At 71.0% G+C, this 23,807-nt stretch carries 39 protein-coding genes; 3 read left to right on the top strand and 36 right to left on the bottom strand.

Going from position 1 to position 23,807, the window contains the following annotated elements; translation table 11 throughout:
* Positions 1 to 149 precede the first annotated feature (149 nt).
* Both LUM46_RS22480 and LUM46_RS22475 read right to left on the bottom strand, forming a co-directional pair.
* Positions 150 to 1,103 (bottom strand): major capsid protein, encoded by a 954-nt coding sequence (locus tag LUM46_RS22480; protein WP_274997246.1) that lies wholly within the window; start codon positions 1,101 to 1,103, stop codon positions 150 to 152.
* A gap of 18 nt (positions 1,104 to 1,121) precedes the next feature.
* On the bottom strand, positions 1,122 to 1,877 hold the full coding sequence (locus LUM46_RS22475; RefSeq protein ID WP_274997245.1) for a hypothetical protein: 756 nt from the start codon (positions 1,875 to 1,877) through the stop codon (positions 1,122 to 1,124).
* Positions 1,878 to 1,975: 98 nt separating this feature from the next.
* Between LUM46_RS22475 and LUM46_RS22470 the strand changes: the two genes are divergently transcribed.
* Positions 1,976 to 2,158, top strand: coding sequence for a hypothetical protein (locus tag LUM46_RS22470; RefSeq protein ID WP_274997244.1), 183 nt, complete (start codon positions 1,976 to 1,978; stop codon positions 2,156 to 2,158).
* A gap of 1 nt (position 2,159) precedes the next feature.
* Here LUM46_RS22470 and LUM46_RS22465 read toward each other — a convergent pair whose 3' ends face one another.
* The 34 genes from LUM46_RS22465 to LUM46_RS22300 all read right to left on the bottom strand — a co-directional run bounded on the left by LUM46_RS22465 (position 2,160) and on the right by LUM46_RS22300 (position 21,727).
* The gene (locus tag LUM46_RS22465; protein ID WP_274997243.1) at positions 2,160 to 3,326 is read right to left on the bottom strand and encodes a phage minor capsid protein; all 1,167 of its coding nucleotides are present in this window, start codon (positions 3,324 to 3,326) and stop codon (positions 2,160 to 2,162) included.
* 3 nt (positions 3,327 to 3,329) lie between these two features.
* Positions 3,330 to 4,949 carry a phage portal protein gene (locus tag LUM46_RS22460; RefSeq protein ID WP_274997241.1) on the bottom strand — a complete coding sequence of 540 codons (1,620 nt, stop codon included), beginning with the start codon at positions 4,947 to 4,949 and terminating at the stop codon, positions 3,330 to 3,332.
* A 3-nt stretch (positions 4,950 to 4,952) separates the two neighbouring features.
* Positions 4,953 to 6,272: a PBSX family phage terminase large subunit gene (locus LUM46_RS22455; protein ID WP_274997240.1), complete on the bottom strand. Its 1,320-nt coding sequence runs from the start codon at positions 6,270 to 6,272 to the stop codon at positions 4,953 to 4,955.
* Positions 6,269 to 6,781, bottom strand: coding sequence for a GcrA family cell cycle regulator (locus LUM46_RS22450; protein ID WP_274997238.1), 513 nt, complete (start codon positions 6,779 to 6,781; stop codon positions 6,269 to 6,271). Before LUM46_RS22450 ends, LUM46_RS22455 begins: the two co-directional genes overlap by 4 nt.
* A 213-nt stretch (positions 6,782 to 6,994) precedes the next feature.
* Positions 6,995 to 7,522, bottom strand: a complete 528-nt coding sequence (locus LUM46_RS22445) for a DUF6221 family protein (RefSeq protein ID WP_274997236.1) — start codon at positions 7,520 to 7,522, stop codon at positions 6,995 to 6,997.
* Positions 7,519 to 8,361, bottom strand: a complete 843-nt coding sequence (locus LUM46_RS22440) for a hypothetical protein (protein ID WP_274997233.1) — start codon at positions 8,359 to 8,361, stop codon at positions 7,519 to 7,521. Before LUM46_RS22440 ends, LUM46_RS22445 begins: the two co-directional genes overlap by 4 nt.
* Entirely contained in the window at positions 8,358 to 8,648 is a 291-nt protein-coding gene (locus LUM46_RS22435) for a hypothetical protein (RefSeq protein ID WP_274997231.1), read from the bottom strand. The genes LUM46_RS22440 and LUM46_RS22435 overlap by 4 nt, the downstream gene beginning before the upstream one ends.
* A complete protein-coding gene (locus LUM46_RS22430; RefSeq protein ID WP_274997228.1) occupies positions 8,645 to 8,872 on the bottom strand; it encodes a hypothetical protein in 228 nt (75 codons plus the stop codon). The genes LUM46_RS22435 and LUM46_RS22430 overlap by 4 nt, the downstream gene beginning before the upstream one ends.
* Entirely contained in the window at positions 8,869 to 10,116 is a 1,248-nt protein-coding gene (locus LUM46_RS22425; RefSeq protein ID WP_274997225.1) for a DNA-methyltransferase, read from the bottom strand. Before LUM46_RS22425 ends, LUM46_RS22430 begins: the two co-directional genes overlap by 4 nt.
* A complete protein-coding gene (locus LUM46_RS22420) occupies positions 10,113 to 10,481 on the bottom strand; it encodes a hypothetical protein (RefSeq protein ID WP_274997222.1) in 369 nt (122 codons plus the stop codon). The genes LUM46_RS22425 and LUM46_RS22420 overlap by 4 nt, the downstream gene beginning before the upstream one ends.
* Complete coding sequence (locus LUM46_RS22415) at positions 10,478 to 10,834, bottom strand: hypothetical protein (protein WP_274997220.1); 357 nt, start codon at positions 10,832 to 10,834, stop codon at positions 10,478 to 10,480. Before LUM46_RS22415 ends, LUM46_RS22420 begins: the two co-directional genes overlap by 4 nt.
* Entirely contained in the window at positions 10,831 to 11,109 is a 279-nt protein-coding gene (locus LUM46_RS22410) for a hypothetical protein (RefSeq protein WP_274997219.1), read from the bottom strand. Before LUM46_RS22410 ends, LUM46_RS22415 begins: the two co-directional genes overlap by 4 nt.
* Positions 11,106 to 11,309: a hypothetical protein gene (locus tag LUM46_RS22405; RefSeq protein ID WP_274997217.1), complete on the bottom strand. Its 204-nt coding sequence runs from the start codon at positions 11,307 to 11,309 to the stop codon at positions 11,106 to 11,108. The genes LUM46_RS22410 and LUM46_RS22405 overlap by 4 nt, the downstream gene beginning before the upstream one ends.
* Positions 11,306 to 11,578, bottom strand: a complete 273-nt coding sequence (locus LUM46_RS22400) for a hypothetical protein (RefSeq protein ID WP_274997214.1) — start codon at positions 11,576 to 11,578, stop codon at positions 11,306 to 11,308. The genes LUM46_RS22405 and LUM46_RS22400 overlap by 4 nt, the downstream gene beginning before the upstream one ends.
* The gene (locus LUM46_RS22395) at positions 11,575 to 12,234 is read right to left on the bottom strand and encodes a helix-turn-helix domain-containing protein (RefSeq protein ID WP_274997213.1); all 660 of its coding nucleotides are present in this window, start codon (positions 12,232 to 12,234) and stop codon (positions 11,575 to 11,577) included. Before LUM46_RS22395 ends, LUM46_RS22400 begins: the two co-directional genes overlap by 4 nt.
* Before the next feature lie 14 nt (positions 12,235 to 12,248).
* Positions 12,249 to 12,689 (bottom strand): hypothetical protein, encoded by a 441-nt coding sequence (locus LUM46_RS22390; RefSeq protein ID WP_274997210.1) that lies wholly within the window; start codon positions 12,687 to 12,689, stop codon positions 12,249 to 12,251.
* Positions 12,686 to 12,961, bottom strand: coding sequence for a hypothetical protein (locus LUM46_RS22385; protein ID WP_274997208.1), 276 nt, complete (start codon positions 12,959 to 12,961; stop codon positions 12,686 to 12,688). Before LUM46_RS22385 ends, LUM46_RS22390 begins: the two co-directional genes overlap by 4 nt.
* An 8-nt stretch (positions 12,962 to 12,969) precedes the next feature.
* Positions 12,970 to 13,149, bottom strand: coding sequence for a hypothetical protein (locus tag LUM46_RS22380; protein ID WP_274997205.1), 180 nt, complete (start codon positions 13,147 to 13,149; stop codon positions 12,970 to 12,972).
* Positions 13,146 to 14,804 (bottom strand): DNA cytosine methyltransferase, encoded by a 1,659-nt coding sequence (locus tag LUM46_RS22375; RefSeq protein WP_274997202.1) that lies wholly within the window; start codon positions 14,802 to 14,804, stop codon positions 13,146 to 13,148. Before LUM46_RS22375 ends, LUM46_RS22380 begins: the two co-directional genes overlap by 4 nt.
* A 59-nt stretch (positions 14,805 to 14,863) precedes the next feature.
* Entirely contained in the window at positions 14,864 to 16,069 is a 1,206-nt protein-coding gene (locus tag LUM46_RS22370) for a hypothetical protein (RefSeq protein ID WP_274997200.1), read from the bottom strand.
* On the bottom strand, positions 16,066 to 16,896 hold the full coding sequence (locus tag LUM46_RS22365; RefSeq protein ID WP_274997198.1) for a PD-(D/E)XK nuclease-like domain-containing protein: 831 nt from the start codon (positions 16,894 to 16,896) through the stop codon (positions 16,066 to 16,068). Before LUM46_RS22365 ends, LUM46_RS22370 begins: the two co-directional genes overlap by 4 nt.
* Positions 16,893 to 17,105, bottom strand: coding sequence for a hypothetical protein (locus LUM46_RS22360; protein ID WP_274997196.1), 213 nt, complete (start codon positions 17,103 to 17,105; stop codon positions 16,893 to 16,895). The genes LUM46_RS22365 and LUM46_RS22360 overlap by 4 nt, the downstream gene beginning before the upstream one ends.
* On the bottom strand, positions 17,098 to 17,229 hold the full coding sequence (locus LUM46_RS22355; protein WP_274997194.1) for a hypothetical protein: 132 nt from the start codon (positions 17,227 to 17,229) through the stop codon (positions 17,098 to 17,100). Before LUM46_RS22355 ends, LUM46_RS22360 begins: the two co-directional genes overlap by 8 nt.
* Positions 17,226 to 17,960: an exonuclease domain-containing protein gene (locus LUM46_RS22350; protein WP_274997191.1), complete on the bottom strand. Its 735-nt coding sequence runs from the start codon at positions 17,958 to 17,960 to the stop codon at positions 17,226 to 17,228. Before LUM46_RS22350 ends, LUM46_RS22355 begins: the two co-directional genes overlap by 4 nt.
* A complete protein-coding gene (locus tag LUM46_RS22345; RefSeq protein ID WP_274997189.1) occupies positions 17,957 to 18,340 on the bottom strand; it encodes a DUF4326 domain-containing protein in 384 nt (127 codons plus the stop codon). The genes LUM46_RS22350 and LUM46_RS22345 overlap by 4 nt, the downstream gene beginning before the upstream one ends.
* The gene (locus LUM46_RS22340) at positions 18,337 to 18,543 is read right to left on the bottom strand and encodes a hypothetical protein (RefSeq protein WP_274997187.1); all 207 of its coding nucleotides are present in this window, start codon (positions 18,541 to 18,543) and stop codon (positions 18,337 to 18,339) included. The genes LUM46_RS22345 and LUM46_RS22340 overlap by 4 nt, the downstream gene beginning before the upstream one ends.
* Entirely contained in the window at positions 18,540 to 18,878 is a 339-nt protein-coding gene (locus LUM46_RS22335; protein ID WP_274997185.1) for a hypothetical protein, read from the bottom strand. The genes LUM46_RS22340 and LUM46_RS22335 overlap by 4 nt, the downstream gene beginning before the upstream one ends.
* Positions 18,875 to 19,651: a hypothetical protein gene (locus LUM46_RS22330; protein WP_274997182.1), complete on the bottom strand. Its 777-nt coding sequence runs from the start codon at positions 19,649 to 19,651 to the stop codon at positions 18,875 to 18,877. Before LUM46_RS22330 ends, LUM46_RS22335 begins: the two co-directional genes overlap by 4 nt.
* On the bottom strand, positions 19,648 to 19,836 hold the full coding sequence (locus tag LUM46_RS22325) for a hypothetical protein (protein WP_274997180.1): 189 nt from the start codon (positions 19,834 to 19,836) through the stop codon (positions 19,648 to 19,650). The genes LUM46_RS22330 and LUM46_RS22325 overlap by 4 nt, the downstream gene beginning before the upstream one ends.
* A complete protein-coding gene (locus tag LUM46_RS22320) occupies positions 19,833 to 20,063 on the bottom strand; it encodes a helix-turn-helix domain-containing protein (protein ID WP_274997178.1) in 231 nt (76 codons plus the stop codon). Before LUM46_RS22320 ends, LUM46_RS22325 begins: the two co-directional genes overlap by 4 nt.
* Complete coding sequence (locus LUM46_RS22315; protein ID WP_274997176.1) at positions 20,060 to 20,185, bottom strand: hypothetical protein; 126 nt, start codon at positions 20,183 to 20,185, stop codon at positions 20,060 to 20,062. Before LUM46_RS22315 ends, LUM46_RS22320 begins: the two co-directional genes overlap by 4 nt.
* Positions 20,182 to 20,694 (bottom strand): hypothetical protein, encoded by a 513-nt coding sequence (locus tag LUM46_RS22310; protein WP_274997174.1) that lies wholly within the window; start codon positions 20,692 to 20,694, stop codon positions 20,182 to 20,184. Before LUM46_RS22310 ends, LUM46_RS22315 begins: the two co-directional genes overlap by 4 nt.
* Positions 20,691 to 21,374: a hypothetical protein gene (locus tag LUM46_RS22305; RefSeq protein WP_274997172.1), complete on the bottom strand. Its 684-nt coding sequence runs from the start codon at positions 21,372 to 21,374 to the stop codon at positions 20,691 to 20,693. Before LUM46_RS22305 ends, LUM46_RS22310 begins: the two co-directional genes overlap by 4 nt.
* 92 nt (positions 21,375 to 21,466) lie before the next feature.
* The gene (locus tag LUM46_RS22300) at positions 21,467 to 21,727 is read right to left on the bottom strand and encodes a helix-turn-helix domain-containing protein (protein WP_274997425.1); all 261 of its coding nucleotides are present in this window, start codon (positions 21,725 to 21,727) and stop codon (positions 21,467 to 21,469) included.
* 169 nt (positions 21,728 to 21,896) lie between these two features.
* On the opposite strand from LUM46_RS22300, the gene LUM46_RS22295 reads away from it, so the two are divergent.
* Positions 21,897 to 22,181, top strand: coding sequence for a helix-turn-helix domain-containing protein (locus LUM46_RS22295; protein ID WP_274997170.1), 285 nt, complete (start codon positions 21,897 to 21,899; stop codon positions 22,179 to 22,181).
* Positions 22,182 to 22,568: 387 nt separating this feature from the next.
* A complete protein-coding gene (locus LUM46_RS22290; protein ID WP_274997167.1) occupies positions 22,569 to 23,738 on the top strand; it encodes a tyrosine-type recombinase/integrase in 1,170 nt (389 codons plus the stop codon).
* The last annotated feature ends 69 nt before the right edge of the window (positions 23,739 to 23,807 follow it).

Here is a 23,807-nt window from a genome sequence, read left to right as displayed (position 1 = left end):
AGGGGCCCTGCCCCCACCTCGCCCGTGGTGCGCCAGCGCTGGTAGTGCGTGGCGCACCAACCGCGGGCGAGGTGGGGACGGTCACAGCCTTCAATCGAGCACAGTCGCTGCATACCCGAATTCTATAGGAATGCGGCCGTGTACTGCGATTACGCCGCGCGGACCTTCACCGACCGTGCCACAGCCGCGGCCTTGGTCTTCTTGAGCGCGACGGCGACCGGGCCCATCTCGACCTCACCGGTCTTGACGGCGCCGGCCTCGGAGAAGTCGGGCAGCCATGTCTGCACCAGCGGGGCGCCGGCCATGGACACGCCGTGGAAGCCGTCCAGGTCGAACCGCACCGCGTACATCTCGACGAGGCCGCCGGTGCGGATCGGGATGACGTCCGCGTTGGTGCCGGCGCGCTTGCCGGCGTCGATGAGCCGGGCCCCACCGTAGGACTCGGTGTACGTCTCGCGCGGGCCGGGCTCGCGCGTGTACATCGAGGTGCGGCGGGCCGCCGAGCGGATCTTGGCGATGGCCGTCTTGTTGGTGAGGATGCCGCCGGGGGTGCCGTCGAGCAGCGCGAGCAGCTCGTCGAGGGCGTCGAGCACGGCGAACGAGTTGGCCTCGTCCATCGTGGCCGACCAGTCGATGGTCGTGGTGACCTCGGTGTCGGAGCCCGCCAGGGCCTTCGACAGGCCGTCGAAGCTGTCCTCGTCGGCCGCGCTGTCGCCGTGGATCACGGCGTAGCCGAACTCGGCCTGCGTGGCGCGGATCTTGTTCGACATCTGCAGCGAGACCTCGCCGGACGCGGCAGGGCCGACGCGGCCCAGCACGCGGTCGATCTGGAACGCACCGCCGAGGGGCTTGAGGTCCACGGCGTGCTTGGTCGTGGTGACCTCGGACGGGGGGTACTCGGCGTTGATCGCGCGGAACCCGGCGGTGCCGAGCGACGCGAGACGCCGGTAGCCGTAGGTCAGCGTCCCGCCGCCGCCGACGGGGTTGACCACGTCGTCGAACGTCAGGAGATCCATGATCTCGTTGGTGCGGAACTCGTCGATGACGGAGACGTCGACGTCGTCGGCAGCGTTCTGCTGCGCCTGGGCAAGGGTGACGGGCATGAGTGCTCCTGGTGGGGGTTATGCCGTGCCGTAGCGGGATGCGACGGCGTCGGTGAGCGACTTGGGGGTGCGGACCGTCTTCTCGCCGGACCCGCCGGCGTGGTCGACGCTGCTTGCCCCGGCCGCCTGGGCTCGGAGCGTGGGGTCTGCGGTCGTGGCGGCCGTGATGGCTGCGGCGACCTTGGTGTCGAAGTCGGCCGCCGTCGGGTCCAGCCCGGCGATGGCCTTGGTGAAGCTGTTGCGGTCCAGCAGGGCGACCGGGTTTGCCCCGGCGGTCTGCGCGGCCTTGAACACGGCGAGCTCGACCTGTGCGGCACGCGCTGCCTCCGTGGCCTCCTGGGCCTTGGTGGCGAGCACTGCGGGGTCGGTCGGAGCGTCGTCCTTGACGAGGCCGAGGGCCTTGCCGATGTCCTGCGCGAGCGCGTCCCGTGCCTCCTGGGCGGCGGTCTGCTTCGCGTTGGTGCGGTCGGCTCCGTTCTCACGGCGCAGGCGCTCGATCTCGGCCTTGGCCTTGGCGGGGTCGTTCCACGGGCTGTTGGCGTCGTCGCCCTGGTCCGCCTGGGACCCTGCGTCGTCGCCAGTTCCGGCGTCGGTGGTGTCGGTGGTGCCCGTCGCGTCCGAGTCGACTGCGGACGCGGCGTCGGTTGCCGAGGCGTCGGACGCCCCGGCTGTTCCAGCCGCTCCGGCGTCCGCGGTCATGAACCGGAGCCGCGTGAAGCGGGGGTCGGTCAGACCAGGGGTGGGCAGGATCGGCAGGTGGGTGAAACGGGACATGTGACGCCTCCTGGGCGGGTCGATGTCGGTGATTCGCCGTACGTTCGACGGCAACACCCGCACGCACCAGGCGGACGGGGAGATGAAAGGGGCAGACCATGTCGGTAGTGGTCGGCACAGCGCCGGGCAAGGAAGCGACCTACGAGAACGGCGAACGTCTCCAGGTGGACAGCGGGCACCTGCTCGTCCAGCAGCGCATCGACACCATCTGGCGGAACATCGCGATCCACGCACCGGGGCAGTGGATCAAGGCCGAGGTGAAGGACGGCCAGAAGGACTGACCTACGCGACGTTGCCGAGGTCGATCTGTTCGCGGTTCCTCTGGCGGATGAGCCCGGTCTCGGCGACGTGGTCGCGGATCTTGGCCTGGTAGGCGCGCACGCGGGCGTTCGCGGCCTTCTTCTCGGCGTCGCCGACGGCGGCCATGACCTCGATCTTGGCCTTGCGGGTCTCGCGCTCGAGGTGGCGCAGCTTCTGCCGTGCCGCCTCGGCGTCGGGGTCGTAGTGCGTGACGTCCTGGATGACCGACAGCCCCGGTAGGTACGCCACGGTGGAGCAGCGGCAGTTCGGGTGCCGCCAGCCGGCGCGCTTGGCCTGGTCGAGCGTCGCGGCCACGTTCACCGTGATCTCGCCGTCGCCGTTCGCCCGGGGGAAGCGGACGCGGCCGGTCGGGCCGCCGTCGGTGCGCAGGATCTTCCCGGACCAGCGGGCGCAGCGCTCGCACGCCCCGGAGCCGACGACGATGGACACCAGCGGGATGCCGTGGTCCTGCATCGTCGCGATCTTCGTGTCGTCGTACGCCCGCCGGGTGGCCGAGCGGGTGGCCATCTCGACGTAGCTGGCGAGGTTCCAGCGGCGGCCCGCCTTGTCGACGAACCCGGTGACGCCCTGGGCGAGCAGCCGTCCCCACGCGCCCTGCTGGGCGGTGCGGGTCGTGCCGAGACCCAGGGGGACGTCGGTGGCGAACTGGGCCACTGCGCGGCGGTAGACGTCGTCGGGGAACCGAAGGACGCGGCGCACGACGTCGTCGAGGCTGTTGGTGAGGTCGGCGCGGATCGCGATGGCCGCGCCCGCGCCAGACAGGGCCGAGGCGGCCACCACGGACGTCGAGGGAGCCACAGCGGCGGCCGTTGTGGTCCCTGTGGTGCCGACGACGGCGGACAGCTCGGCCATCGCCGCGGTGACGCCCCGGGCCTGGGCCGTGGCCAGCACCCGGTCGAGCACCTCGGGGGACGTCTGCCGTAGCCAGCGCGCGATGCGCGTCGCCTCGACGGACAGGCCGCCGAGGTTCAGGATGCGCTGCGGGCTGTCTTCGCCCGCCTCGATCCCAGCCCGGACCTGGAGCGCGACGGCGGCGACCAGGCGACGCTCGGCGGACGAGAACAGCTCGACGAGCTCGGCGACGAGCCGGTCGAGGCCGTCACGGTCGTCGGGGATCCACTGGGCCATGGGCTACCCCTCGGGTGTCGGCTCGGGCTCCTCCTGCTGCCCGATGGCGAACGGGTCGGCGAGCGGGGCGCCGGTCTCGCTGAGGATCAGGGCAACCTCGGCCTTGACCATCTCGGGCTCCCAGTCGGGGTGCATCATCCGGACCTTGGTCTCGGTCGATGCGGCCCGCGCGGTCTCCAGGGCCTGCACGGTCTGCGCCATCACGAGTGCCGAGTCCTGCACGGTGTCGGCGAACGAGGCGCGCAGCTCGGTGCCGTCGAGCTCGGGCGTGCTGAACACCGCGGTGTCCACGTCGAGCATCTTGCGCACCAGGTGGAGCAGCGCGGGCCGCTCGTGCCGGATCTTGCGGTCCCGGGTGAGGTACGAGCGACGCTCGCGCGCCTGCACCTCGGTCGCGGTCATCGTGCCGCCGCCCTCGAACCCGTCGGACAGGGTCTGGGCGGAGTAGCCGGCGGTGGAGATGATGCGCTGGACCTGGTCGTCGATGACGGCCAGGTGCTCCTCGACGCGGATGTCGAACTGCTGCGGCGTGATCTCGGCCCGGCTGCCCTCTTCGGACGGCGGGACATTCACACCCTCGTAGACCTCGCGGTCGCCGTCGAACGAGGTGCCGCGGCCGACGCCGTTGCTGTCGAGCATGTACGACGGGACGATGATGCGGGCCTTGGCGAGCCGCACGTCCCGCATCAGCGAGCTGTACGCCTCGTCGGCGGCGTCGAAGAACGGTTCGCACTGGTCGTAGTCGGACCGGCCGAGGTTCTTGCCGATGGGGTCGGAACGCCACACGCGGCTCGGCGTCTGGTTGGGGGTGTACGCCACGGCCAGGCCCGGAGTGCGCCCAGCGACGATCGCGCCGTCGCCGTCCACCAGCTGGGCCAGGGGCTTCGTGGCGTCGTCTTTGTCGAGGGGGATGAGCCGGCCGAGGTTGTCCGTCGTGCCCTCGTACAGGCCGTGCAGCGTGATGCCGATGCCCTGCCCGTCGAGCTCGTGCCGCTCGAGGTGGCGGCGGACGGTCTTTCCGTCGTCGGCGACGACGTGCCAGAAGGTCACGCCGACCAGGCGGCCCCAGCGGAACTCGGGCCAGGCGGCGTCGGCGTCCACGGTCGTCAGGAACGGGCGCTGGAGGATGTCCTGGTCCCAGGTGACGCGGTGGTAGCGCCCGCCGAGTGCGGCACCGACCTCGGCGCCGGTGGCCAGCACCTCGTGGAAGCCGTCGTCGACGTACTCGAGGAGGCGGTCCTGCGTCGGCGTGGACTTCTTGACCTTGCCCTGGCCGGGCTTGGCGCCCTCGTCGCCGATGGTCAGGCGGGGCGGCTCGGAGTACAGCAGGTCGGCCGAGACGCGGGCCAGGTCAGCGGCGATCGGCAGGTGGATCTGCGCGCGGCGCTGCTGGGTCAGGTCCTTGACGGGCCGGCCCCACCAGAAGCGGGACAGGGCGCCGACGACGCCGCCGGCGTTCTGGGACGGCCGGACCTTCGGTGACGCCGAGCCGTCGCGGCCCGTGTAGACCCTGGTGAGCGTGCCGGGGTCGCCCTGGTACCAGGCGTCCCACTCTTCGAGCTTCGGGCGGATCGCGGTCAGGGCCTTCGGCGGCCATACCTGGTTCGGCTGGGGGAGGGGCATGGGTTACTCCTCTCCGGCGCCGGGCGCGGTGTCGAGGGCGGGGGCGAGCGGGATGAGGCCGCGCCAGGACTGGCGGGGCGTGTAGACGGCGTAGCGCAGTGCGTCGGCCTCGTCGTCGTCGGCCTTGACGGGCGCGGTCTCGCCGCGCTTGGTGGCCTTCTCGTCCCAGACGTAGCCGGGCAGGCGTTCGATCAGGTTCTTGCACCGGTCGGACACGACGAGCTTGTCGACGGCGAGCAGGGCGGCGACGGTGCGGATGCCGGGCAGGACGGCCTTGTGCGCCTTCATGACGCGGCTGTGGCCGTCGTGGAACAGCTGCAGGCCGAACGTCGCGCTCGCATGGTCGTAGGCGATCCACTCGGGCGCCCAGGCGGGGCGGGCGGCGAGCCAGCGCTGCAGGTCGGCGGAGTGCTCGCCGATGGTCATGGAGCCGGGTGCCCACTCGTCCAGGACGTACAGGCGGTGCTCGCCGTCGTGCCCCGGGCGGGTGTCGGGCCCGATGCCGAGGAGGTAGCCGCGGGTGGCGTGCACGGTGCCGTAGTCGGCACCGAACGACAGCACGCGGTCCATGGTCGGGATGTCGTCGGCCGGCATGATGTGCCGCGCCTCGTCCCAGGACTCGTAGACGGCGCCGGCGGCCTGGACCCACTCGCCGAGGATGAAGCGGCGGTACCAGAGTCCGACGTACTCGCGGGAGATCTGGGCGACGTACTCGGCGGCGAGGTGGATGTTGTCGACGAGCGTGAAGCGGAAGACCTTGTAGCCGAGGTCGGCGGCGCGGTCGATGACCTGCCGCTTGAACCAGTGGCTGGGGCCGTCGGGGTTCGTGGTGGCGAACAGCTTCGCGCCGGGGACCGACATGCGGCCGAGCAGCTGCGTCCAGAACGCCTCGGCGACCAGCGTGGACTCGTCGACGTACGCGCCGGCGACGGTGAGGCCTCGCAGGACCATCTCGGCGCGGGCGTCGGAGGCGCCGAGCACGTGGACGGTGCGGCCGAGGATGGTGCCGGTGGGTGCGCCGGGCGTGTAGCTGACGAACTGGGCGAACCTGCCGAAGATGGCGCGGTCCTGGAGCGGCACGAAGACGTTTCGCGCCACACTCTCCCTGGTCCGTCCGACGACGACGAGCGCGCCGGTCGTGGGTGCCGAGCGGACGAACAGCAGCCAGGCCAGGAGCGACGCGATGGTCTTGCCCGACCGGATGGCACCGACCCACACGTTCACGCGCGCTGTGGCCCGCACGATGGACCAGACCTGGCGCGGGGAGAACCCGGCGAGGATGGCGGCCACGAGAGCGGTGGAGATCGCCGCGGTGGCGGTCACTGGTCGGGCCCCATGTCGGGCAGGGTCTTGGCGACCTCGGCCATTGCGTCGGCGATCTGGTCGAGCGCGCCGACGGCCTCGACGACGCCGGTGTCGGAGTCGTGCTCAGCGATCTTGAGCGAGCGGTCGATGGCGATGCCGGCGGCCTGCATGAGCTTGAGCTTGTCGGCGTGCGGCGGCTCGTCGACCTCGCGCTCGTTGTACGTGTTGTCCTTGCCGCCGAAGTTGTACACCGTGGTCGGCGCGAACATGCGCCGTCGCATCTCCTCGGCGTCCTCGAGGAGCGCGAGTTCCAGCTTGGCCCGCCGGGCTTTCGCGTCGATGACCTTCGCCTCGGTGGCCCGCACGGTGTCGGTGCGGTCGGACCGGAGTCCGAGTTTCGCCGCGCGGTTGGCGACGGAGCCGCGGGTGCGGCCGATCTGCCTGCCGATCTCCGACTGGGAGATGCCCTGGGGGATGAGGCGCCGGAGCGTCGCGTCCTCGTCGGGGGTGTATGGGCCGGCGGCCATGGGGGACCACCTCGCCTCCATCCGGGCATGCGAAAGGCCCGGGAACGGTTACGTCCTCCGGGCCTTGCGCGGGAAATAATCCAGCAGAGCACAACCTAACCGGTAGAGCGTGGGCCGCGCAATCACCCACGCGCTCACCAGGTGCGCTCTGCGTCACACTCTCGGGCCGTCAGTCCAGCAACCGGGCGGCTTGTGAGCGTCTACGCACCCGCTCTACAAATGCGGGTGCGCACCTTGCGGGCTGGAGATCTTCCAGTCCGGGTCGAAGTCGTCGCGGTCGGCGTACGGCTGCAGCATGGCGAGAATCGTCGGGCACGGGTACTCCAGCTGCTCGCAGTAGCCTCGCTCGTCGTGAAGCGCGACGCACGACGAGCACCGACCATCGTTGATGGGGTGGGCGCCGATCTCGTGGGTGTCCTCCGCCGTGGCCGGCCGGTGATGCTCCAGGATCGCCCGCTTGGCCGCGACGTCGGCGAGGACGCGGGCTGGGTCGTGGAGCGCGATATGCGTGGCGGCGGCCTCGGCGTCAAGGATCGCGGTCGGGCCGCTCTCGTCGTCGACGTCCTGCACGAGCGCGACCGGCACCATATCCCGGCTCGAACGGACACGGAACGCACGCGGGCTGGACAGGGCGACCGGGCCGTGAACCGTCCACGTCGGGTCGCCCTCCACGATGTCGGCCGCCCGCGCCGCGGTCTCCTCCTCGTCGTACCGCGCCGTCAGGTACTCGTGTGGGCTCATGCTGCCGATCCTTCCACTCGTGCGGCCCGGTGCCAGCGCTTGAGCGCGAGGTCGAGGCCACCGACGTACGGGTACAGCCCGGTGGGATTGCCGGGCGGGGGGATGAACGGGATGCCGGGCCAGATGGTCCAGTCCAGCTCGGTGTGCTCGACAAGCCGGCCCCAGCGTGCCCAGGAGCGGATGGTGTCGTACGGCGTGGGCATGCCGGACACGACGAGCGCGCTCGTGAGCTCGGACAGGGTCATCAGCCGGCCCTCCAGGCACTCCCGGATGTACAGCTCCTGCTCGCCGCGGGTGTGCTCGGCACCGCAGCCGGGGCAGGTGCGGGTTCCGCGGCCTTGGGCGAGCCGGACGTCCTCGACGCAGCCCGGTGTGGGGCACGGGCCGAGCCAGTCGGATCGCACGGTGGTGCCCAGGACGCCCTCGCAGCGGTCCCGGAGGGTCGCGGCCGTGTCGCGCAGGTCGAGGCGCTCGTGGGGGTCGAGGCGCCACACCTCGTAGGCGGCCTGGCGAAGGCGGCCGGCGGGTGTGCGGGCGCCGAGGTGGACGTGGTGCTCCATGGCGAGCACGAGCACGAGGTGCGTGAACTCGCGGTCGATGTCGGTGCACACGTCCGCGGCGCCGAGGTTGACCGGCATGCGGTGAACGTCGCTCCCGGAGGACGGCATGCCCGTCAGCGCGCCGCCGGAGCCGTTGACGCGGCGTGCGGCGACGTCGGGCCAGAGGTCGGCGACGGCGAGGAGGTCGTCTCGCAGGGTGTGGTCGGCGAGGTGCTGTGCGGCGTCCTCGTGCGCGCGGGCGAGCAGCGGGGCGACCGCTCGGCTACGGCGTCGGCTCATGACGGCTCCTCGCTCTCGATCACAACGGCCCCAGCCCCGACCATCCCGGCCCACCCGGTCCCGAACTCGGCCCGGTCAGCGACCACCATCGGCTCGTCCAGGTGCTCCAGCGCGAACCGGTACCCGTCGACCCATCCCGCGAGCCCCGCCTGGTGGATGGCGAGCGTCGTGCTGTCGCACTCGTGGGCGTCGCTGATGGGCTTCGTGTTCTCACCGGGCGCGATGGGCTTGGTGGTGCCGCAGTCGGGGCACTTCCAGGTCGAGGCCCAGGTGATGTCGGTGCTCACGTCGTCGGTCCTTCCGTGGGGGTGGCGAGGCCTGGGATGGCGCACCGGTGACAGGTGGTCTCATGCGACCCGAACATGTGCACCCGGTCGTGCTCGGTGCGCTCGAGGTGCTCGGCGTGCTGGACGTCGATGGTTCGGCGGCCGGAGTGGTCGTAGACGTGCCCGCAGGCGCATGCCCAGAGGTGGGCGGCGGTCCAGACGGGCTCGGGGCTGCAGGTGGTCATGCGCCCAGCTCCAGCCCGAGCTGCAACGGCTTGCTCAGCCGCGACACGATCAGGGGCAGGTAGTCGGCCTCGCGCTCGATCGCGATGCACCGGAACCCCTCGAGCACGCACGCCTCCGCGGTGGTGCCCGAGCCCGCGAACGGTTCCAGCACGACGCCGCCCGGTGGGGTGACGAGGCGCACGAGCCACCGCATCAGGTCGAGCGGCTTGACCGTCGGGTGCGCCACCTCCCCGACGCGGGGCCGCTCGGACGTCGGCGCCTTGGCCTCGTAGCGGAACGTGGGGAAGAACCGCGACGCGCCGCCCTTGTCGCCGTGGAACGGGCCCTGCACCCGGTTGCGCGAGCCGTAGATGGAGTCAGTCGGCGCAGACGGTTCGACGCCGCGGACGGGCCGCTGCGCACCCGCGTCGGGCGCCTGCCGGTCGAGCTCGGCCGCCTGGGTGTCGTCGAGCACGACGTTGGCCGGCCAGCGGCCCTCCCACGACCTACCAGCGGGCTCCGCATAGTTGCGGCCGGACATGCTGGCGTTACTGCTTTCCCCCCGCCCGTGCTGGGTAATTAACTCGGTCCCCACCCGACATCCGTCGATGTTCAGCGCCCCGGTGCCGTGCGCGAGAACGTTTGCCGCGACGGTGCCGTCGAGCGGCTTGCGGCCGAGGACGATCGGCTCGAACGCGGGCTTGAGTGTGGTACCCCAGCCCTGCCATTGATGGGCGGCGTCGGTGGCGGGCGCAGTGATGTCCGCATTGGTCGGGAGGTCATTGACGCTGTAGCTGTAGGCGCTAGCACCCGGCGTTTTCATGCCGTTCGGCTTCCGGCGCAGATAGTCCTCGTTGATCCCGATTACCTCCCGTTCAGCCCCGGCCGCCTTGTCGATCGCCTTGGAGACGTCGAGCGACTTCGGGAACCCGGACCCGTACAGCCACGCGATGCTGTCGCGGATCTCGAACCCGGCGTCCTCGACGGCCGACGCGAGCCGGTGCCAGGTACGGGATCCGCCGAACGCGAGCATGTGGCCGCCCGGCTTGAGCACCCGCAGGCACTCGGCCGCCCAGAGGCCGCACCACTCCTGAAACGCGGCCGGGGTGGACCAGCCGTCCCAGGTCTTGCCCATGAACTCGAGCGCGTACGGCGGGTCTGTGACGACGGCGTCGACGGACGCGTCGGGGAGCTCGCGGAGGACGTCGAGGCAGTCGCCATGGTGCAGGGTGACGCTGTCGTCCTCGTAGTAGGGGGCGCTCACTTCCGCCCCGCGACGTGCTCGACGACGACCGGCCAGGCGATCTGGTGCAGCAGCGCGATGTCGCCGCCGCGCAGGCACTCCCAGGCCCCGTCACGGCGCCGGGTCTTGACCCACGTGTCGCCGTCGGGGTCCCGGAGGCGGCTGTTCGAGCGCAGCTCGCCCATGCGGACCGCGCGGCCCGTGTTCATCGTGGCCTCGTCGATCACGTCGCCGACGACGATCGGGGGCGCGGTGTGGCAGCAGGTGCCGTGCGGGTGCTCGCAGCGGGGGCAGCGGGTGGCGTTCCCGGGCACCGCCGGGTCCATGCCGGCGGACTCGTCGATGTGGCAGGCGATCAGGGCCGGGTCGGGCACGGGGGCGTTCACGATGTGGCTCCGGCGGCGATGGGCTCCTCGACGAGCAGCGACGCGTCGTCGACCGCGGGGAAGAAGCAGTAGCCCTCGGCCTCGTCCTCGTATGGGTGGTGCCACAGCGCTCCGGGCATCCCGCAGTCGGGACCGTGCGTGTGCTCGTCGTACGGCGTCTCGCTCGTGTCGCGCGAGTGGATGAGGGCGGCGTGCTCGTCGCACGCTGCGCTGGTGCTCTTGTCGTTGAGCCACATGAAGTGCCGCGTGGCGGGCTTGTCGCACTCGGGCACGGTCAGGCCGAACTGGCATGTGGCCTCGCCGTCCTGGACGCGCTCTTCTCCGAGGCGGAGCGGCTCGGGCTTGGTGCTCATCGGTGTTCCTCTCGCTGGGCCCTGCGGCAGTCGCCGCAGAACGGGTCGCCGGCGCCGGTCTTGCCGCCGGGCTGGTCGGGGTGGGTCGGGCAGTGGTCGGCGGGCTCAGTCGACCGTCGGGGGATGGTGGCGATGACGTCGCGGACCAGGGCGGCGCCCTCGGCGTTGATGCGCTCCTGGATGGACGGGTCGCGCAGCTGGTCGAGCGGGGGCGGGTCGTACCCGGGCGGTGGGCCCATGACCCACGGCGGTGGCTCGGCAGGGGAGTCGGTCACGGTTCCTCCGTGTGCTCGCAGGGCGGGGTGAGCCAGCAGGTCGGGCAGGTGGGCGGCGGGCCGGGCTCGGGCTCGGTGTCGGGCTCGTAGCAGTCGGCGTGGACGAGCTCGTCGTCCTGCGTGTAGCCGACCTCGTCGCCGGGGACGATCTGGCAGTGGCAGGAGGCGCAGCGGCCGGGGTAGCGGGCGGTGAAGGTCACAGCGAGCTCCAGGTGATCGCCGTCGTCCGTCCCCCGCATGCGCATGGGGCGGCGGTGCCGTAGGTCTCCTGCCACCACTGCGTCAGGAGGGCGGTCATCATGGCGGCGCACGACCGGCAGGCCAGGTACGGCGTCGGGCAGCAGTCCTTGCGCCCACGGAGGGTCGCCTCGCGTGTGCAGTCGTCCCACGTCTCCTGGAACTGGCACGGAACGACGGCGTCGAGGTCGACGTCGGGCAGGGTCTCGGGGGCCGCGGTGGTGGTGCTCATGCGGTCTTGCCTCCTGGAATCACGGTCAGCGTGCGGGCCTGGAGCAGGTGGGCGGCCGGGGCGTCGCAGTCGGGGTGGGTGGCGGCGTGCTCGTCGAGGAGGCGCATGGCGTGCTCGAGGCCGTGGCGGTGGACGAGGCGGCGGTTGGCGGTCTCGGTGTCGATCTGCTCGTCGCCGGAGTTATCCACAGGCCCGTCGGGGCCTGGTGAGGTGACAGCAGGAGGGGATGTTTCTCCTGGTCGTGATTCGTCCGTCCCCTCCTCAGTACTCCTAGGGGTCTCGTTAACCGCGACCCTTCGGTCTCGGTTACCGCGACCCTTTCCGTCTCGGTTACCGCGACCCTTTGACGTCTCGGTTACCGCGACACTGTGAGCGGCGTTCAGGGGGTCGAGCGCGAGCTTGTACACAGCCCGGTGACCCTTCCGGCCGACGTCCATCACCTCGATGGCACCGGCCTTCCGGAGCGCGCCGAGCGCCTTGTACGCCGCTGAGCGCGACCGGCCCAGCAGCTCCACGAGCGCGTCCTCGCCGCCGAAGTAGACGCGCGCCGGTCGACCCTCCGCCGACGGCTGGTCGAGCGACTGGAGCGCCATCCCGACCAGCACGCGGAACGGGGCGTGGTCGAGGTGGGCCCACATCGCGAAGGCGGCGGACACATTGCGTGCGCCCATCAGAACAACGCCCCTTGCTCCGGCTCCGGCCACGAGCCGGCGTCGGTGTAGTCGGACGGGTCGAGGTCCCATACCTCGCCCGTCTCCATGTCGGTGACCTCGTCGAGCCCGCAGCCGGTGCATCGCAGGACGCTCAGGCGGGCGATGGGCCAGGCAGGCACCTCGGCCTTGCGGCCCCACGTGCTGCCCGGGACGCGCTTGCTGGGCACGTCTCGGTGCACGACGAACGTGGCCCCAGGCTCGGGGTGCACGCGCCCGACGGCGCGCAGCTCGCTGTCCGCGATCCACCCGCAGCCGGTGCAGGCGAACTCGTCGGCGGGTGCGTGGAAGACGAGCGAGGTGTGGCCGACCGTCTCCCACGCAGACCAGTCGACGCGGCGGCCGTCCCAGAGCGGCGGGAGGTCGTGCTCGCGCGAGTGCACGAGGTGGAGCGTCGTCATGCGGCATCGGCCTGCACCATCGGGTGCCCGAGCGGCGCCGGGTCGCGCAGGGTGCTCCACAGCTGGACGGCCACCTCGAGCACGAGGGCGGGCCCGTCCGGCCGCTCGGAGTCGATCCGCCAGCGCGTCGAGCCCGCGAGGTCGACGTGCTGGTCGAACAGTGCCTCGTCGAGCGCGCCACCCGGCTCCATGGCTTCGACGATCAGCGCATCGAGCGTCATGTCGAGACCGGCCTCGGTGATCGGCCACGCGTAGTGGAGCTCGTAGTCCATGCTGCCCGTCACTTCTTCTTCCCGATCCCGAGCGTGTCCCAGATGCCCTTGCCGGTCTTCGGGTCGTCGGGGTGGGCGCGGGCGACGCTACGGCGGGCGAGCTCGGCCTTCTGCGCGATGTCTCGTGCGATGGCGGCGTTGGACCGGGCGTCCTTGTCGTCCATGTCCTTCGGCGGCGGGGCGTTCATGCCGCGATCCCTTCTCCGGTGATCGCCTGGACGACGGCGGCCACGAGGTCGCGCGCAGCGGGCGGGGTGACCGCGTTGCCGGCGAGCTTGACCTGCTCGCGACGGTTGCCCGCCATGGCGTAGTCGGCGGGGAACGCCATGGCCTGCTTGATCTCGTCGGGCTCGAGCATGCGGAACCGGACGTCGTCGAGGTTGAGCGTCGGCTGGTCGGCCTGGAGCACGCTCTGGTGGCCCGCGGTGGTGATGGTGCGCACGGGCTCGTGGTCGGGCGTGGTCATCTCCGCGCCGCCGCGGTTGTTCCGGTGGATCAGGGCGTGGTGGTTGCCCGACGCCGTGACGGTGCTGATCGGATCCGACGCCGAGCGCGCGGTGGAGCCCCCGCCGCGCAGCTCCGCGATGAACGGCGGGTGGACGAGGCCATGGTTGGCACCGTCCGCGACGACCGTGGGCAGCGGGCCACGGGTCGGGTCGAGGTCACGCACCCGCTCACGGAACTGCGTGAGGAACGGCGGGAACGCCAGGCCCGTCTCGTTGCGCGTCGTCTGCGCCCGCATCGCCCGGTCGGTCAGCGTCGCCACCTTGCCCTCCCGACCTTCGACGGGCACAGCCAGCGGGTGCCAGGCCAGGGCCTTCGACTCGCGGGTGTGCATGGTCCTCAGCGGCTCGTCGGCGGGCCACGCCCGGTAGTAGGAGGCGGGGTCGCCGAACCCGGGGTGCTTGGGGTCGGCGGCGTCGTACTGGTTGCCACCGTGCTCGACATGCACCGGGGTCCAGTACCGCTCGATGCCGACCTGGATCCGCCGCATGGTCTTCTCGGCCAGCGGCTTGTCGCGGTCGCCCAGGCGGGTGCCGGGGTTGGACCAGTCGATGATGGAGCTGGCCGGGAGCCACGCGGGTTCGACGACCTGGTTGCGGCACTTCACGTTCGGGCACCGGTAGAGGTACTGGGACCGGTAGCGGCCTGGCCGGGACTGGCCGTCGCCCTTCTTCCACCACTGCATGGCGTCCACGACGGTGTCGCAGCCGGGGCAGTACGCCCGGGGGCGCTGCATCCGCTCGAAGTCGGGCGCCCGCTCGCCGACCTTCGTGAACGCGATGTAGACACGGTCACGTGACTGCGGGGCGGGCAGCCCGTTCGCCTGGGCGTGCATGCTGTTCAGGCTGATGATGCGGTGGCGGTAGCCCATGGACTGCATGGCGGCGAGCCACGCCTGGAACAGGCCGCCGCGGATCCCGGTGGGCGACGCCCAGTCGACGACCTCGACGACGTTCTCCACGAGGACCGCGCGGTAGTCGTGTGCCTCGGTGAAGCGCACGACGTCCCACATCGTGGCCCGTGACCGGTCGGCCGCGGCGTCGGGCAGGACGTCGCCGAACAGGTCGGGCTGGGCGGGCAGCTTGCGGCCCTTGGCGCGGGAGTGGTTCGTGCACTCCGGGGACGCCCACAGCAGGTCGGTGCGGGGCACGAACCGGGGGTCGGTGTTGCTGATGTCGGCCTGGAGGTGGTCGACGTCGGGGTGGTTCTGGTTGTGCGTCTCGATCGCACGGTCCCAGTGGTTCGCGGCGAGGCGGACCGAGACACCGGGGACGGAGACGGCACCCGTCGAGCTGCCACCGGCGCCGCAGAACAGGTCGGTCATGGTGAGGTTGCTCAAGGCGTCCTCCTTCTGGGGTGGTGCCGGGCGCCCCGTGGTGGAGCGCCCGGCGGGGTGGGTCAGTCGTTCGGGAAGGGCTCGGGCTCGGCGGGGAGCGCGTTCGGCTTGGCCGCATCCTCGGCGGCGAAGTGGTCGAGCAGGGTGCCCGCCTCGGCCTTCGTCAGGTACTTCGACGACTCGATCCGCCGTCCGGTGGCCTCGGTCAGCCACGCGAGCTTGGCGTCACGCCGCTGGTCGCCCGTGCCCTTGTTCCCGACGCCGCGGGCGTTGAGCGCGATGTTGATGGCGGCCACCTGCCGCGCCGTGGCGGCGTCGGGGGCGGCGTGGGGCTCCGGCGGGGTGGTGTCCGCAGGGCGCGGTGCGTCGGACGTCTGAGCGTCCTGGCCCTCGACCTCGGTGGCACCGGGCGCTGCCACGCCCTGGGTGGTGCCGGAGGGAGCCGCGCCCTGCGGAGTCTGTGGAGCGCCGTGCTTCTCGGGCTCGACGCGAACGGGCGCCGCGGTGAAGAACTCCGTTGCCGCGATGCCGTCCTGCGTGATCGACACGTACACGCGCTGGAGGTCCGCCAGCATGGCCGGCGTCCACTTCCCGTACTTCGCCTTGACGTAGTCCTCGAGCTGGGCGCGGGTCACGCCGTGGTTCGCGAACGCGGTGGCCGCCTCGCGGGACCGCTCCTCGACGCTCTTGCCCTCGCCGTTCTGCAGGGTGGCCTCGCAGACCGCCTGGGCCTCGGCGATGAACCAGTCCGGCAGCACGCTGGAGATGCACTCGCGCACGGCCCGCGCGCCGGTGTTCTGGTTCGTGAGGTAGATGTCGTTGAGGTCGACGAGGTTCTGCCGCTCCTTGCCCTTCATCCGCTGGTGCGGCTGGATGAACGAGCGGGTCGAGCGGGTGTTGGTCTGCTGGTCCCAGGCCCATGCCTGGACCTCGGACACGCCGGCGTCGTCGTCGCGGCGCAGTTCGCGCACGCCGTGGTCGGTGTTGCCCCAGATCCTGGCGAGCTCCCGCATCAAGTGGACGCTGAGGCCCGACCCGCGGTTCGGGACCGCGTAGAAGGCGCGGTTCGCGACGGGGAGCCGCCCGCACGTGTCCCTCATGTCGGCGATGGCGCGGTCGACGTCGCGGGGGTTGGACTGCGCGACGACGACGGCGGCCTGGACCTCGGCGACGGCGCGGGACTGCTCGACGACGGTGGCCTGCGAGGTGGCCATCCCGGTCGGGGCGACCTGGCGGGCGCCGGGCAGGGCGATGACGGTGTTGCTCATGCTGTCTCCATCTCGTGCTGGAAGCCGTACCAGCGGGGCAGGTCGAGGAACTGGACGTCCTCGGAGTAGGCGGGCCAGACGTCGGCCTCGGTGCAGTCGCGCCACATCTGGCGGGCGAGGGCGTTCTTCTGCCGGCCGATCTCGCGGTCACCCGGCCGGAGCTCGTACACGGCAGGCAGGTACGGGGCCGACTTCTCCTGGGCGATGAACAGGAACGACGGATCCTCGTAGCCCAGGGCGATCAGGCCGTCGAGGTACCAGGGGTCCTGCTGGACGTACTCGAACGAGGCGACCGACTTGGCGAACCCGCGCGGGCTGGCGTCGGTGGTCGACTTGTAGTCGATGCCGAGCGCACGGCCGCCGTTCGTGGTGAGTCGATCGAACCGGCACCGGCACGGGACGTCCGTATCCAGGTCGGTCCAGTAGACGGACGCCTCCGAGTGGCCCTCCCGCTCCAGGAGCGAGCGTGCGGTGCGGTGCTTGAGCAGCGCCTCACGCATCTCCTGGATCTCGGCCCACGTGTCGCGGAGCAGCGGCGTCTGCCCGGCGGCGTGCGCCGCGGCCTTCGCCTTCTTGGCGTCCGCCGTCCGCCAGTCATTGGCGTCCACGATGACGATCTCCAGCGGAGTGCCGAGCACGAGCGCGTGCGCCGCGGTGCCGACGTCGAACACGTCCTTGTGCACCGGGTGTGTGCGGTCGTAGTCGTACTTCGCCGGCGACCGCAGGAGGGTCTTGGCGCCGCTGTGGCTCAGTTCGGGGCCGGAGTGGTACTCGTTCTCCGGGACGTCGAGTGCGAGGCGCGGGGCGGTGATTGTCTCGGTGCTCATGCCGTCTCTCCCTGTCGGTCACGTGACGCGCGCTTGCGGCACGCGGTGGAGCAGTAGCGCGCACCCCGGCCGAGCTGGTCGGCGGTGAGCTCCGTCTCGCAGACCGCGCACCAGAAGCCGGGGTCGGCTGCGTTGCGCGCGAAGACGGTGGTGCGACGGATCTGCTCCTGGTCGGTGAGCACGTCGTCACGTGACGGTTCGTCAGCCACGGGGCTCCTCCTTGCTCGGGTTGGCCTGCTCGTTCTTCTCTGCGGGCATGGCCTTGAGGGCGTCACGCAGCCGGTCCAGGGCCTCGTCCGTCCAGCCCGCGGCGCGGTGGTCGTCGGTGCTCATGCCGCCGCACCGCCCGTCCACGCCTGCATCGGCCACTGGCCGTCGATGACGATCGGCGAGCCGTCGTCGTTCGCCTTCCCCACTCGGGCGAAGTAGCCCTGCAGGTCGGCCGCCTGGTCGCGACGGAGACCGCGCTGCCAGCGCCAGAGGTCCTGGAGCGTGCTCGGCATCTGGGCGTCGTGCTTCTGACCCATCGCGCGGGCCACGGCCTGCGCGGCGTACGCATCGGCGTCGGCCGTGTGCCAGTTCTCCAGCTCGACGCCGTACCGCGCGCACGTCGGCCCGAGCTGGCGCTGCCCGGAGCCCTTCACGAACCGGTCGACCTGCTTGTCGATGACCATGGGGTCGATGACGGGGCCGGCCAGGACCAGGGGCGTGCCGAGGTGGCGCCGGAACTCGCGGTCCGCGATCGTGAGGTCGAAGGCGGCGTTGTAGGCGACGATCGGGATGCCCCGCTCCCAGACGTCCTCGATCGCCGCGAGCAGCATGGACAGCCCGGTGACGGGGTCGATGCCGTCGGCGCGCGCCCGCTCAGTGCTGATGCCGTGCTTAGCCTCAGCCTCGGCCGGGATCTCGACGCCGGGGTCGATCAGCAGGCCGAGGTTCTCCAGCTGCGTGCCGGCGGCGTCGTACACGTCGAGCGCGGCCGTGACGATGCGGTCCTGCTCGACGTCGACCCCCGTGGTCTCCGTGTCGAAGGCCGCGAGAGGGCCCTCCCACCAGGCGCTCATGACGCGGCCCCGTTCGCGATCTCCAGCAGCACGTCCGCGTGGCACTGCTGGTCGAGCGGGCACCAGCACGCGAGGTCTCGGCCACGGAGCTCGCGCTCGATGTCCGCGTACAGCGGGTAGTCCGGCAGGCTGTCCTTGGGTGCGGCCGGGTGGATGCCTCGGCGGAAGTGCTCGACGGCGATCTCGCGGGCGACAGCGAGCCCGGTGGACTGCGCGACGAACCCGTCCTCGCCGAGTACGACGTCGAACGGCCCGCCGGCGTGCACGGGCGCGACGCGGAACGGGTTTCCCCACTTCGTCGGCCGCGCGACGGACACGGCACCCTCAGGCTTGCGCCACCCAGCGGTGCGGCGGAGCTGGATCCTCTTCGGCGCGCTCATGACGAGGCCTTCCACGGCGTCCACGCGATGGTGTGCTCGATGACGTGCCCGAAGTACCGGTCGACGACGGCGGCCGTCGGCTTGACCGGCCGGGCGGGCGTGCGGTGGTGGACGACGGCGTGCTGGTCGTCCTTGCACACGCAGACCGTGTAGTCGGTGCGGGTCCGCTTCATCTTGGGCGCGGCCTTGGTCTTGGTGCTCACCGGCTCGCCTCGCTCACGTTGCGCACGGCGACGGTCAGCGCGGTCGAGGCGTTGCCCTGCCGGATGTCGTGCTGGGCGATCTCGAACAGGTCGCCCAGGGCGCGGTCGTAGGCGGTGGCCGGCGCGGTCTCGTAGACCTCGCCGGCGTCGACGTACCCGGTCATGTGCTCCAGGTGCTCGCCGATGCTGGCAGCAGCCAGAGCGGACTTGCGGAACGTGGCCTCGGTGCCGTTGAAGGCCTCGCGGCTCAGCTTCTCGACGGCGCGGATCAGGTCACCCAGGGTGGGGTGCTCGACCTCGGCGTTCGGCGGCGCGTACCCGATCTGGGTGTTCATCGGGACACCTCGATCCCGAGGTGGGCGCGGATCGCGTTGGCGACGGTCTCCCACTCGACGACGTCGTGCGCGCTGCTGTAGGCCGTGCGGGCGACCTCGGCCAGGGAGTCCTGGTCGAACTTCTCGTCCGCTGGGTCGATCACGACGAGCGGGCGGACGTCGGTGACGTTGGCGTCGGACCACCACGAGCTGTGCGGGATGGTCTGCCACACGTTCCCGTCGGGCGTCTCCACGCGGATGGCCCGAACCGAGGTGCTGCCGTTGGTGATGTCCGCGAGCGTGTCCAGAGCCCACTCCGGCTCCGGCTCGGGTGCGGGCTGGTGGTCGGTGAGGCGGACGCGCACGATGTCCTCGTCGGGAGCCGTGATGCAGACCGGGCCGACCCACAGCGGGCCGCTCGTGTCCACGCGGTAGACCTCGCCGCTCAGGCTGTACCGGGGACCGTGCAGGCGGATCACCTCGACCGTCACCGTGTCGCCCGCCTTGACCTTCGACGGGTCGAGCGGGGCGGGGGTGGCGTCGGGCTTCGCGGGCGGCTCATAGACGTACGCCATGCCGGACGGGTACGGGGAGAGGTTGTTCGTCCGCTCATCCACCGCCTGCCAGATCTGCTCCGGGGTCGGGCGTTCGCGCCAGAAGAAGGCCCACGTGAGTTCGCTCGTCTTGGCGTGCCACACGCCGTGCCGGGGTTCCGCAAGTTCGACTGCGGTGCCGACGGGCATTGCCATGCACATGGGTCCCGTCAGGAGGACGGGGACGTTCTCGTTGCTCATGCGCTGACTTCCTTCACGAATCGGGGTCGCCGGACGACGGTCTCGGCGGGGTGGTTGAGCACGGCGCGCAGGCACGGCGTCCGGTGCTCGTCGATGGCGTAGCGGACCGTCGTTCCCGGGCGGTCCGCGACGGGGTGCAGGTCGGTCGGGGTGGCGACGGCCGAGGGGATGTGGGCGGTGCTCACGCGGCGCCCTGCCGGAGCTGCTTCTCGGCGTACCGCTCGACGGCCGCGATGGGCACGCGGATCTTCGGGCGGCGCGTCTTCGCACCCCGGCGCGAGATGTCGATGTACGGCAGGGCGCCGTCGGCGAGCAGGCCGCGGACGTGGTCGTCGGAGCAGCCGAGGGCCTCGGCGACGTCGGCGACGGTCACGTAGCGCTCGAGCACAGCGGCGGTGGCGGGCTTGGTCATGAGCTGCGTCCCTTCGTGGTGCGGGCGTAGTGGCGGTCGTCCGCGGTGAGACGGCGCAGGACGGCGACGAGCAGGGCGACGACGACCAGCGCGAGGGCGGCCGGGCCCCAGGCGGCGATCACGCGAGCCCCCGGCACTGGGCCTCGGCGCTGGCGTAGGAGGCCTCGGCGGGCTCCATCTCGTCCAGGACCCGGACGACCTCGGCGTCGAGCTCCTGGTAGTCGTCCTTGCCGAGCGCGTCTCCGCGCAGGCGGACCTGGTGCAGCAGCTCGCCCTGCAGCTCGTCCATGTCGGCTGCCCGGGTCAGCGCGGTCAGGCAGACGTGCGGCGTGCGTGCGACGGGCTCGCTCGCGGAGAGCGAGCCGGATGCGGCGCCGACGACGAGGGCCACGGCGGCGGCGAGGATCGCAATGGCGGCGGTCTTCATCGGGACACCGCCAGGCGACCGAGGCGGCCGAGCCGCGGCGCGAGCTGCTTCGTCACCGAACTGATCGCGGAGCGCCTGCACCTCCGCCTCGGACAGCGGCAGGGGATCCCGCACGAACTCGGGGAGCGTGCGGGGGAAGTCGGGGTCGAGCGGCGCCCAGGAGCGGCGCGGCTGGCCCTTGGGGCGGGCGTGGCGGGCGATCACCGGGTCACCTCGACCCAGGGCCGGTCGGTGCGGGTCATGGCGACGACGCGGACGCCGTCGAGTCGGGAGCGGAACGAAACCTGCACGGTGTCTGTGTGCGACTGGTACTCGTCCACGTCGGCGCCGAGCAGCGCAGCGAGGGCGCGCACCTCGCCCTCGTCGTCGAAGTGAATGTCGAGCTGGTGGTCGCGACCCCGGATGGTTCCGGCGTCGGCCATGTCAGCGAGCCTGCGAAGGGTGTCGCCGAGGGCTGTCGGGGCGGCGTCGTCCGACGGCGCTGCGTGCGAGTCGTCCAGCGAGACCGGCGGCAGGTAGGGCACCGGGGCGTCGACCGCTTCGGCACGAGGCAGGAAGTCGTCGATGTCGCTGATCGCCTCGTAGCCGCCGCTGGTCTTGCCCCAACCGAGGGCGATGGCGTCCGCGTCGTTGACGGCGCGGTACTCGACCTCGGTGGCGCTGACGACGGTGACCTCGACGAGCAGCGTGCCGTCGAGGAGGTACTGCTCGCCGGGCTTGAGCAGGGTCGCGCCCTTGATGCGCTGGGGGAGGTTGGGCAGGTCGTTGGTCTCGGCCTGCTTGTACAGAGGGTCGTTCGCACGGTCGGCGGCGTCGAGCAGGCTGTCGGGCTCGGTGTGGCCACCCTCAACGAGGGAGCTGGTGAGCCAGTTCTTGGAGGACATTCGGTACCCTTCTGGTGTCGGCGGCCCTACCTCGTCGCTCCACACCGGGTGCATTCCGGTCTGGCGAGGTGGGGCCGTTCGTATGCGTGGGGTCAGGCGGCGGCAGCGGAGCCGCGACTGTTGCCGAGTGCGATGAGGTCCGTGGTCTCAGGCAGGCCGTAGAACTCGGCCAGGACTACGAGGACCCCGTACTTCGTGCCGTCGGCGTCGACCTCGGCCGCCTCCAGCACCGACCGTGAGATCCCGGTCTGCTTGCAGACGGCGTACACCGTGAGTCCCCGCGCCTGGCGGAGGTCTCGCAGTGCACTCGACAGCCCGCGTGTTGCACTCGTTCTTGTGCGGGATGCACTCATATGAGTGAAGGTCATGCCGCGAAGGTAGTCGTCTGGCGAGACGACGTCAACCGATAGGCAGCGATTTTCACTCATGCGAGTGCAAGGTGCGCGCAGCGTGGCGTGTCGGTGGGGTCAGTAGTACTCGAACGAGTGACAAATGCACTCGATCGAGGTACCGTCCGCGAACGTGGAGAACACCAAGGGCCGTCGTCAGGCCGCAGTAGAGGCGCTGGGGAAGACCATCAAGGCCGAGCGCAACGCCGCCGGCCTGTCCCTCGACGCGCTCGGCGCGGCCGTGGGCATTCACCGGAATACGGTGCACAACTACGAGAAGGGCGCGAAGGAGATCCCGTTCGGGACCCTGGTGGACATTGCCGATGCACTCGGTCTGGACGTCACGGAGCTCACTCGGGGGGCGGAGATGCGGGAGAGGCGTGGGAATTCAACCCCGGAGCAAAGTGCCGGTTCTTGACATATGGGACGCAATCGGTCGGCCTGCTTCGCATTGTGAAATGTGAGTGCGGATCACCCGGTAATCACCCGAAATGGATGCCTTGGTATGCATCTTGAGTGCTTACAGTTGCGGCCCGAACAGCTAGGCCAAGGGGGGCCACTCAGTGAAAGCGCTTGCTGACGTTGAACAGCCGGACTCCTGGACGATCCCGCTGGGGACCGTGACGCGTCCGCCGCTACCGACCCGCACGCCGCGCGTGGCGCTGGCGCAGTGCCTGGCCGGCTACCCCGGCATGGAGCTCTGGCGCGAGCTAAGGGAGCTACTGCCGGCGGACAGCGCGGCCCGGGTGCTCGAGGCCGCAGCGACGGCATACCGGGCCGCAAGGCAGTAACAAGGAGGTAGGGCATGGCGTACTACCGCAAGTTGCCGTCGGGCAACTGGCAGGCAACCGTCCGAACCCCAAGCGGCCGGATACCCCGCACGAACCCACTCAAGACAGTGGTCAAGGAGTGGGCGGTCCGGACCGAGGCCGAGATCGCGGCCGGTATCTGGAAGGACCCACGCAAGCGCGAGTCACTCACTCTCGCCCAGTGGCAGGAGCGGTGGAAAGAGTCGCGCGTTGTCGAGGCTGAGACCGCCCGCGCCGACGAGGGTTCCTGGCGGCTGCACCTGCGTGACCACCTGGGTGACAAACTACTGGCCGACATTACGAAGCTGGACGTCGAGCTGTGGGTCGCCAAACGCGCCAAAGTCGCAGAGGCGCAGGCCAAGGCGGCGGAGGCCAAGGACGAGGCCGTGACGAAGGCCCGGGGTCGGGCGGCAATCCGCCGTGCGCTCAACTACCTCAAGGCCTGCCTCGAGGCCGCCGCCGACAACAACCTGATCGACGCCAACGTCGCGCGAAAGGTCGAGCCGCCCGCCGACCCGGAGGATCTGGTCGACTGGTTCACACGCGAAGAGGTCGACAAGATCCTGGCTGAGATGCGCCGACGGAAGTGGGAGTCCGCGGCCGTCATGACCGAGCTCATGTGCTGGCTCGGCCTGCGCTGGGGCGAGGCTGCCGCGCTCACGGGTGCCGACGTCGACTGGCTGCGCCGCCGAGTCTCGGTGACGCACGTTCTCACCCAGGCCGGCAAGGACAAGCCCTATCCGAAGACGTCCGCGTCGCTCCGCGAGCTGCCCGCCCCGCAGTGGCTCCTCAACCACATGTCCGCGCTCCTGGCCGACCGTGAACGCGACGCACGCATCGTCGTCACCCGCCGCGGGGGTAGGAACCTGTCCGGCTCGAACTGGCGCAACCACACCTGGGACGTCGCCCTGGAGGCCGCCGGCATCGACCACGGCACCCCGCACACGTGCAGGCACACGTGCGCGTCCTGGCTCGTCCAGGACGGCGTGCCGCTGTACGAGGTCAAAAGGCAGCTCGGGCACGCGAGCATCCAGACGACCGAGGTATACGCGCACCTCGCGCCCGACCGGCACGACGCCGTGACCGACGCGTGGGCCCGGCTTGGTGAGCCTGGTGACGCACGAGCGACGCACGATGGCGAGGGCGCTGGCGATGCAGCGCTCTGACCTGCATCGCGGCTCTGGATACTCGTTCCCGCACACGCACCACGTCGAGGCGGTAGCGGTCCTGGACCG

The organism is Promicromonospora iranensis (genome assembly GCF_028994805.1).
Lineage (GTDB): Bacteria > Actinomycetota > Actinomycetes > Actinomycetales > Cellulomonadaceae > Promicromonospora > Promicromonospora iranensis.
This window is presented reverse-complemented; position numbering and strand designations above follow the sequence as displayed.

What these genes read in the sequence shown, in the direction of transcription:
- LUM46_RS22480 (WP_274997246.1), bottom strand. Translation starts at nt 1,103, where the DNA reads ATGCCCGTCACCCTTGCCCAGGCGCAGCAGAACGCTGCCGACGACGTC.
- LUM46_RS22475 (WP_274997245.1), bottom strand. Translation starts at nt 1,877, where the DNA reads ATGTCCCGTTTCACCCACCTGCCGATCCTGCCCACCCCTGGTCTGACC.
- LUM46_RS22470 (WP_274997244.1), top strand. Translation starts at nt 1,976, where the DNA reads ATGTCGGTAGTGGTCGGCACAGCGCCGGGCAAGGAAGCGACCTACGAG.
- LUM46_RS22465 (WP_274997243.1), bottom strand. Translation starts at nt 3,326, where the DNA reads ATGGCCCAGTGGATCCCCGACGACCGTGACGGCCTCGACCGGCTCGTC.
- LUM46_RS22460 (WP_274997241.1), bottom strand. Translation starts at nt 4,949, where the DNA reads ATGCCCCTCCCCCAGCCGAACCAGGTATGGCCGCCGAAGGCCCTGACC.
- LUM46_RS22450 (WP_274997238.1), bottom strand. Translation starts at nt 6,781, where the DNA reads ATGGCCGCCGGCCCATACACCCCCGACGAGGACGCGACGCTCCGGCGC.
- LUM46_RS22445 (WP_274997236.1), bottom strand. Translation starts at nt 7,522, where the DNA reads ATGAGCCCACACGAGTACCTGACGGCGCGGTACGACGAGGAGGAGACC.
- LUM46_RS22440 (WP_274997233.1), bottom strand. Translation starts at nt 8,361, where the DNA reads ATGAGCCGACGCCGTAGCCGAGCGGTCGCCCCGCTGCTCGCCCGCGCG.
- LUM46_RS22430 (WP_274997228.1), bottom strand. Translation starts at nt 8,872, where the DNA reads ATGACCACCTGCAGCCCCGAGCCCGTCTGGACCGCCGCCCACCTCTGG.
- LUM46_RS22415 (WP_274997220.1), bottom strand. Translation starts at nt 10,834, where the DNA reads ATGAGCACCAAGCCCGAGCCGCTCCGCCTCGGAGAAGAGCGCGTCCAG.
- LUM46_RS22400 (WP_274997214.1), bottom strand. Translation starts at nt 11,578, where the DNA reads ATGAGCACCACCACCGCGGCCCCCGAGACCCTGCCCGACGTCGACCTC.
- LUM46_RS22390 (WP_274997210.1), bottom strand. Translation starts at nt 12,689, where the DNA reads ATGACGACGCTCCACCTCGTGCACTCGCGCGAGCACGACCTCCCGCCG.
- LUM46_RS22385 (WP_274997208.1), bottom strand. Translation starts at nt 12,961, where the DNA reads ATGGACTACGAGCTCCACTACGCGTGGCCGATCACCGAGGCCGGTCTC.
- LUM46_RS22380 (WP_274997205.1), bottom strand. Translation starts at nt 13,149, where the DNA reads ATGAACGCCCCGCCGCCGAAGGACATGGACGACAAGGACGCCCGGTCC.
- LUM46_RS22370 (WP_274997200.1), bottom strand. Translation starts at nt 16,069, where the DNA reads ATGAGCAACACCGTCATCGCCCTGCCCGGCGCCCGCCAGGTCGCCCCG.
- LUM46_RS22365 (WP_274997198.1), bottom strand. Translation starts at nt 16,896, where the DNA reads ATGAGCACCGAGACAATCACCGCCCCGCGCCTCGCACTCGACGTCCCG.
- LUM46_RS22355 (WP_274997194.1), bottom strand. Translation starts at nt 17,229, where the DNA reads ATGAGCACCGACGACCACCGCGCCGCGGGCTGGACGGACGAGGCCCTG.
- LUM46_RS22350 (WP_274997191.1), bottom strand. Translation starts at nt 17,960, where the DNA reads ATGAGCGCCTGGTGGGAGGGCCCTCTCGCGGCCTTCGACACGGAGACC.
- LUM46_RS22345 (WP_274997189.1), bottom strand. Translation starts at nt 18,340, where the DNA reads ATGAGCGCGCCGAAGAGGATCCAGCTCCGCCGCACCGCTGGGTGGCGC.
- LUM46_RS22335 (WP_274997185.1), bottom strand. Translation starts at nt 18,878, where the DNA reads ATGAACACCCAGATCGGGTACGCGCCGCCGAACGCCGAGGTCGAGCAC.
- LUM46_RS22330 (WP_274997182.1), bottom strand. Translation starts at nt 19,651, where the DNA reads ATGAGCAACGAGAACGTCCCCGTCCTCCTGACGGGACCCATGTGCATG.
- LUM46_RS22320 (WP_274997178.1), bottom strand. Translation starts at nt 20,063, where the DNA reads ATGACCAAGCCCGCCACCGCCGCTGTGCTCGAGCGCTACGTGACCGTC.
- LUM46_RS22305 (WP_274997172.1), bottom strand. Translation starts at nt 21,374, where the DNA reads ATGTCCTCCAAGAACTGGCTCACCAGCTCCCTCGTTGAGGGTGGCCAC.
- LUM46_RS22300 (WP_274997425.1), bottom strand. Translation starts at nt 21,727, where the DNA reads ATGAGTGCATCCCGCACAAGAACGAGTGCAACACGCGGGCTGTCGAGT.
- LUM46_RS22290 (WP_274997167.1), top strand. Translation starts at nt 22,569, where the DNA reads ATGGCGTACTACCGCAAGTTGCCGTCGGGCAACTGGCAGGCAACCGTC.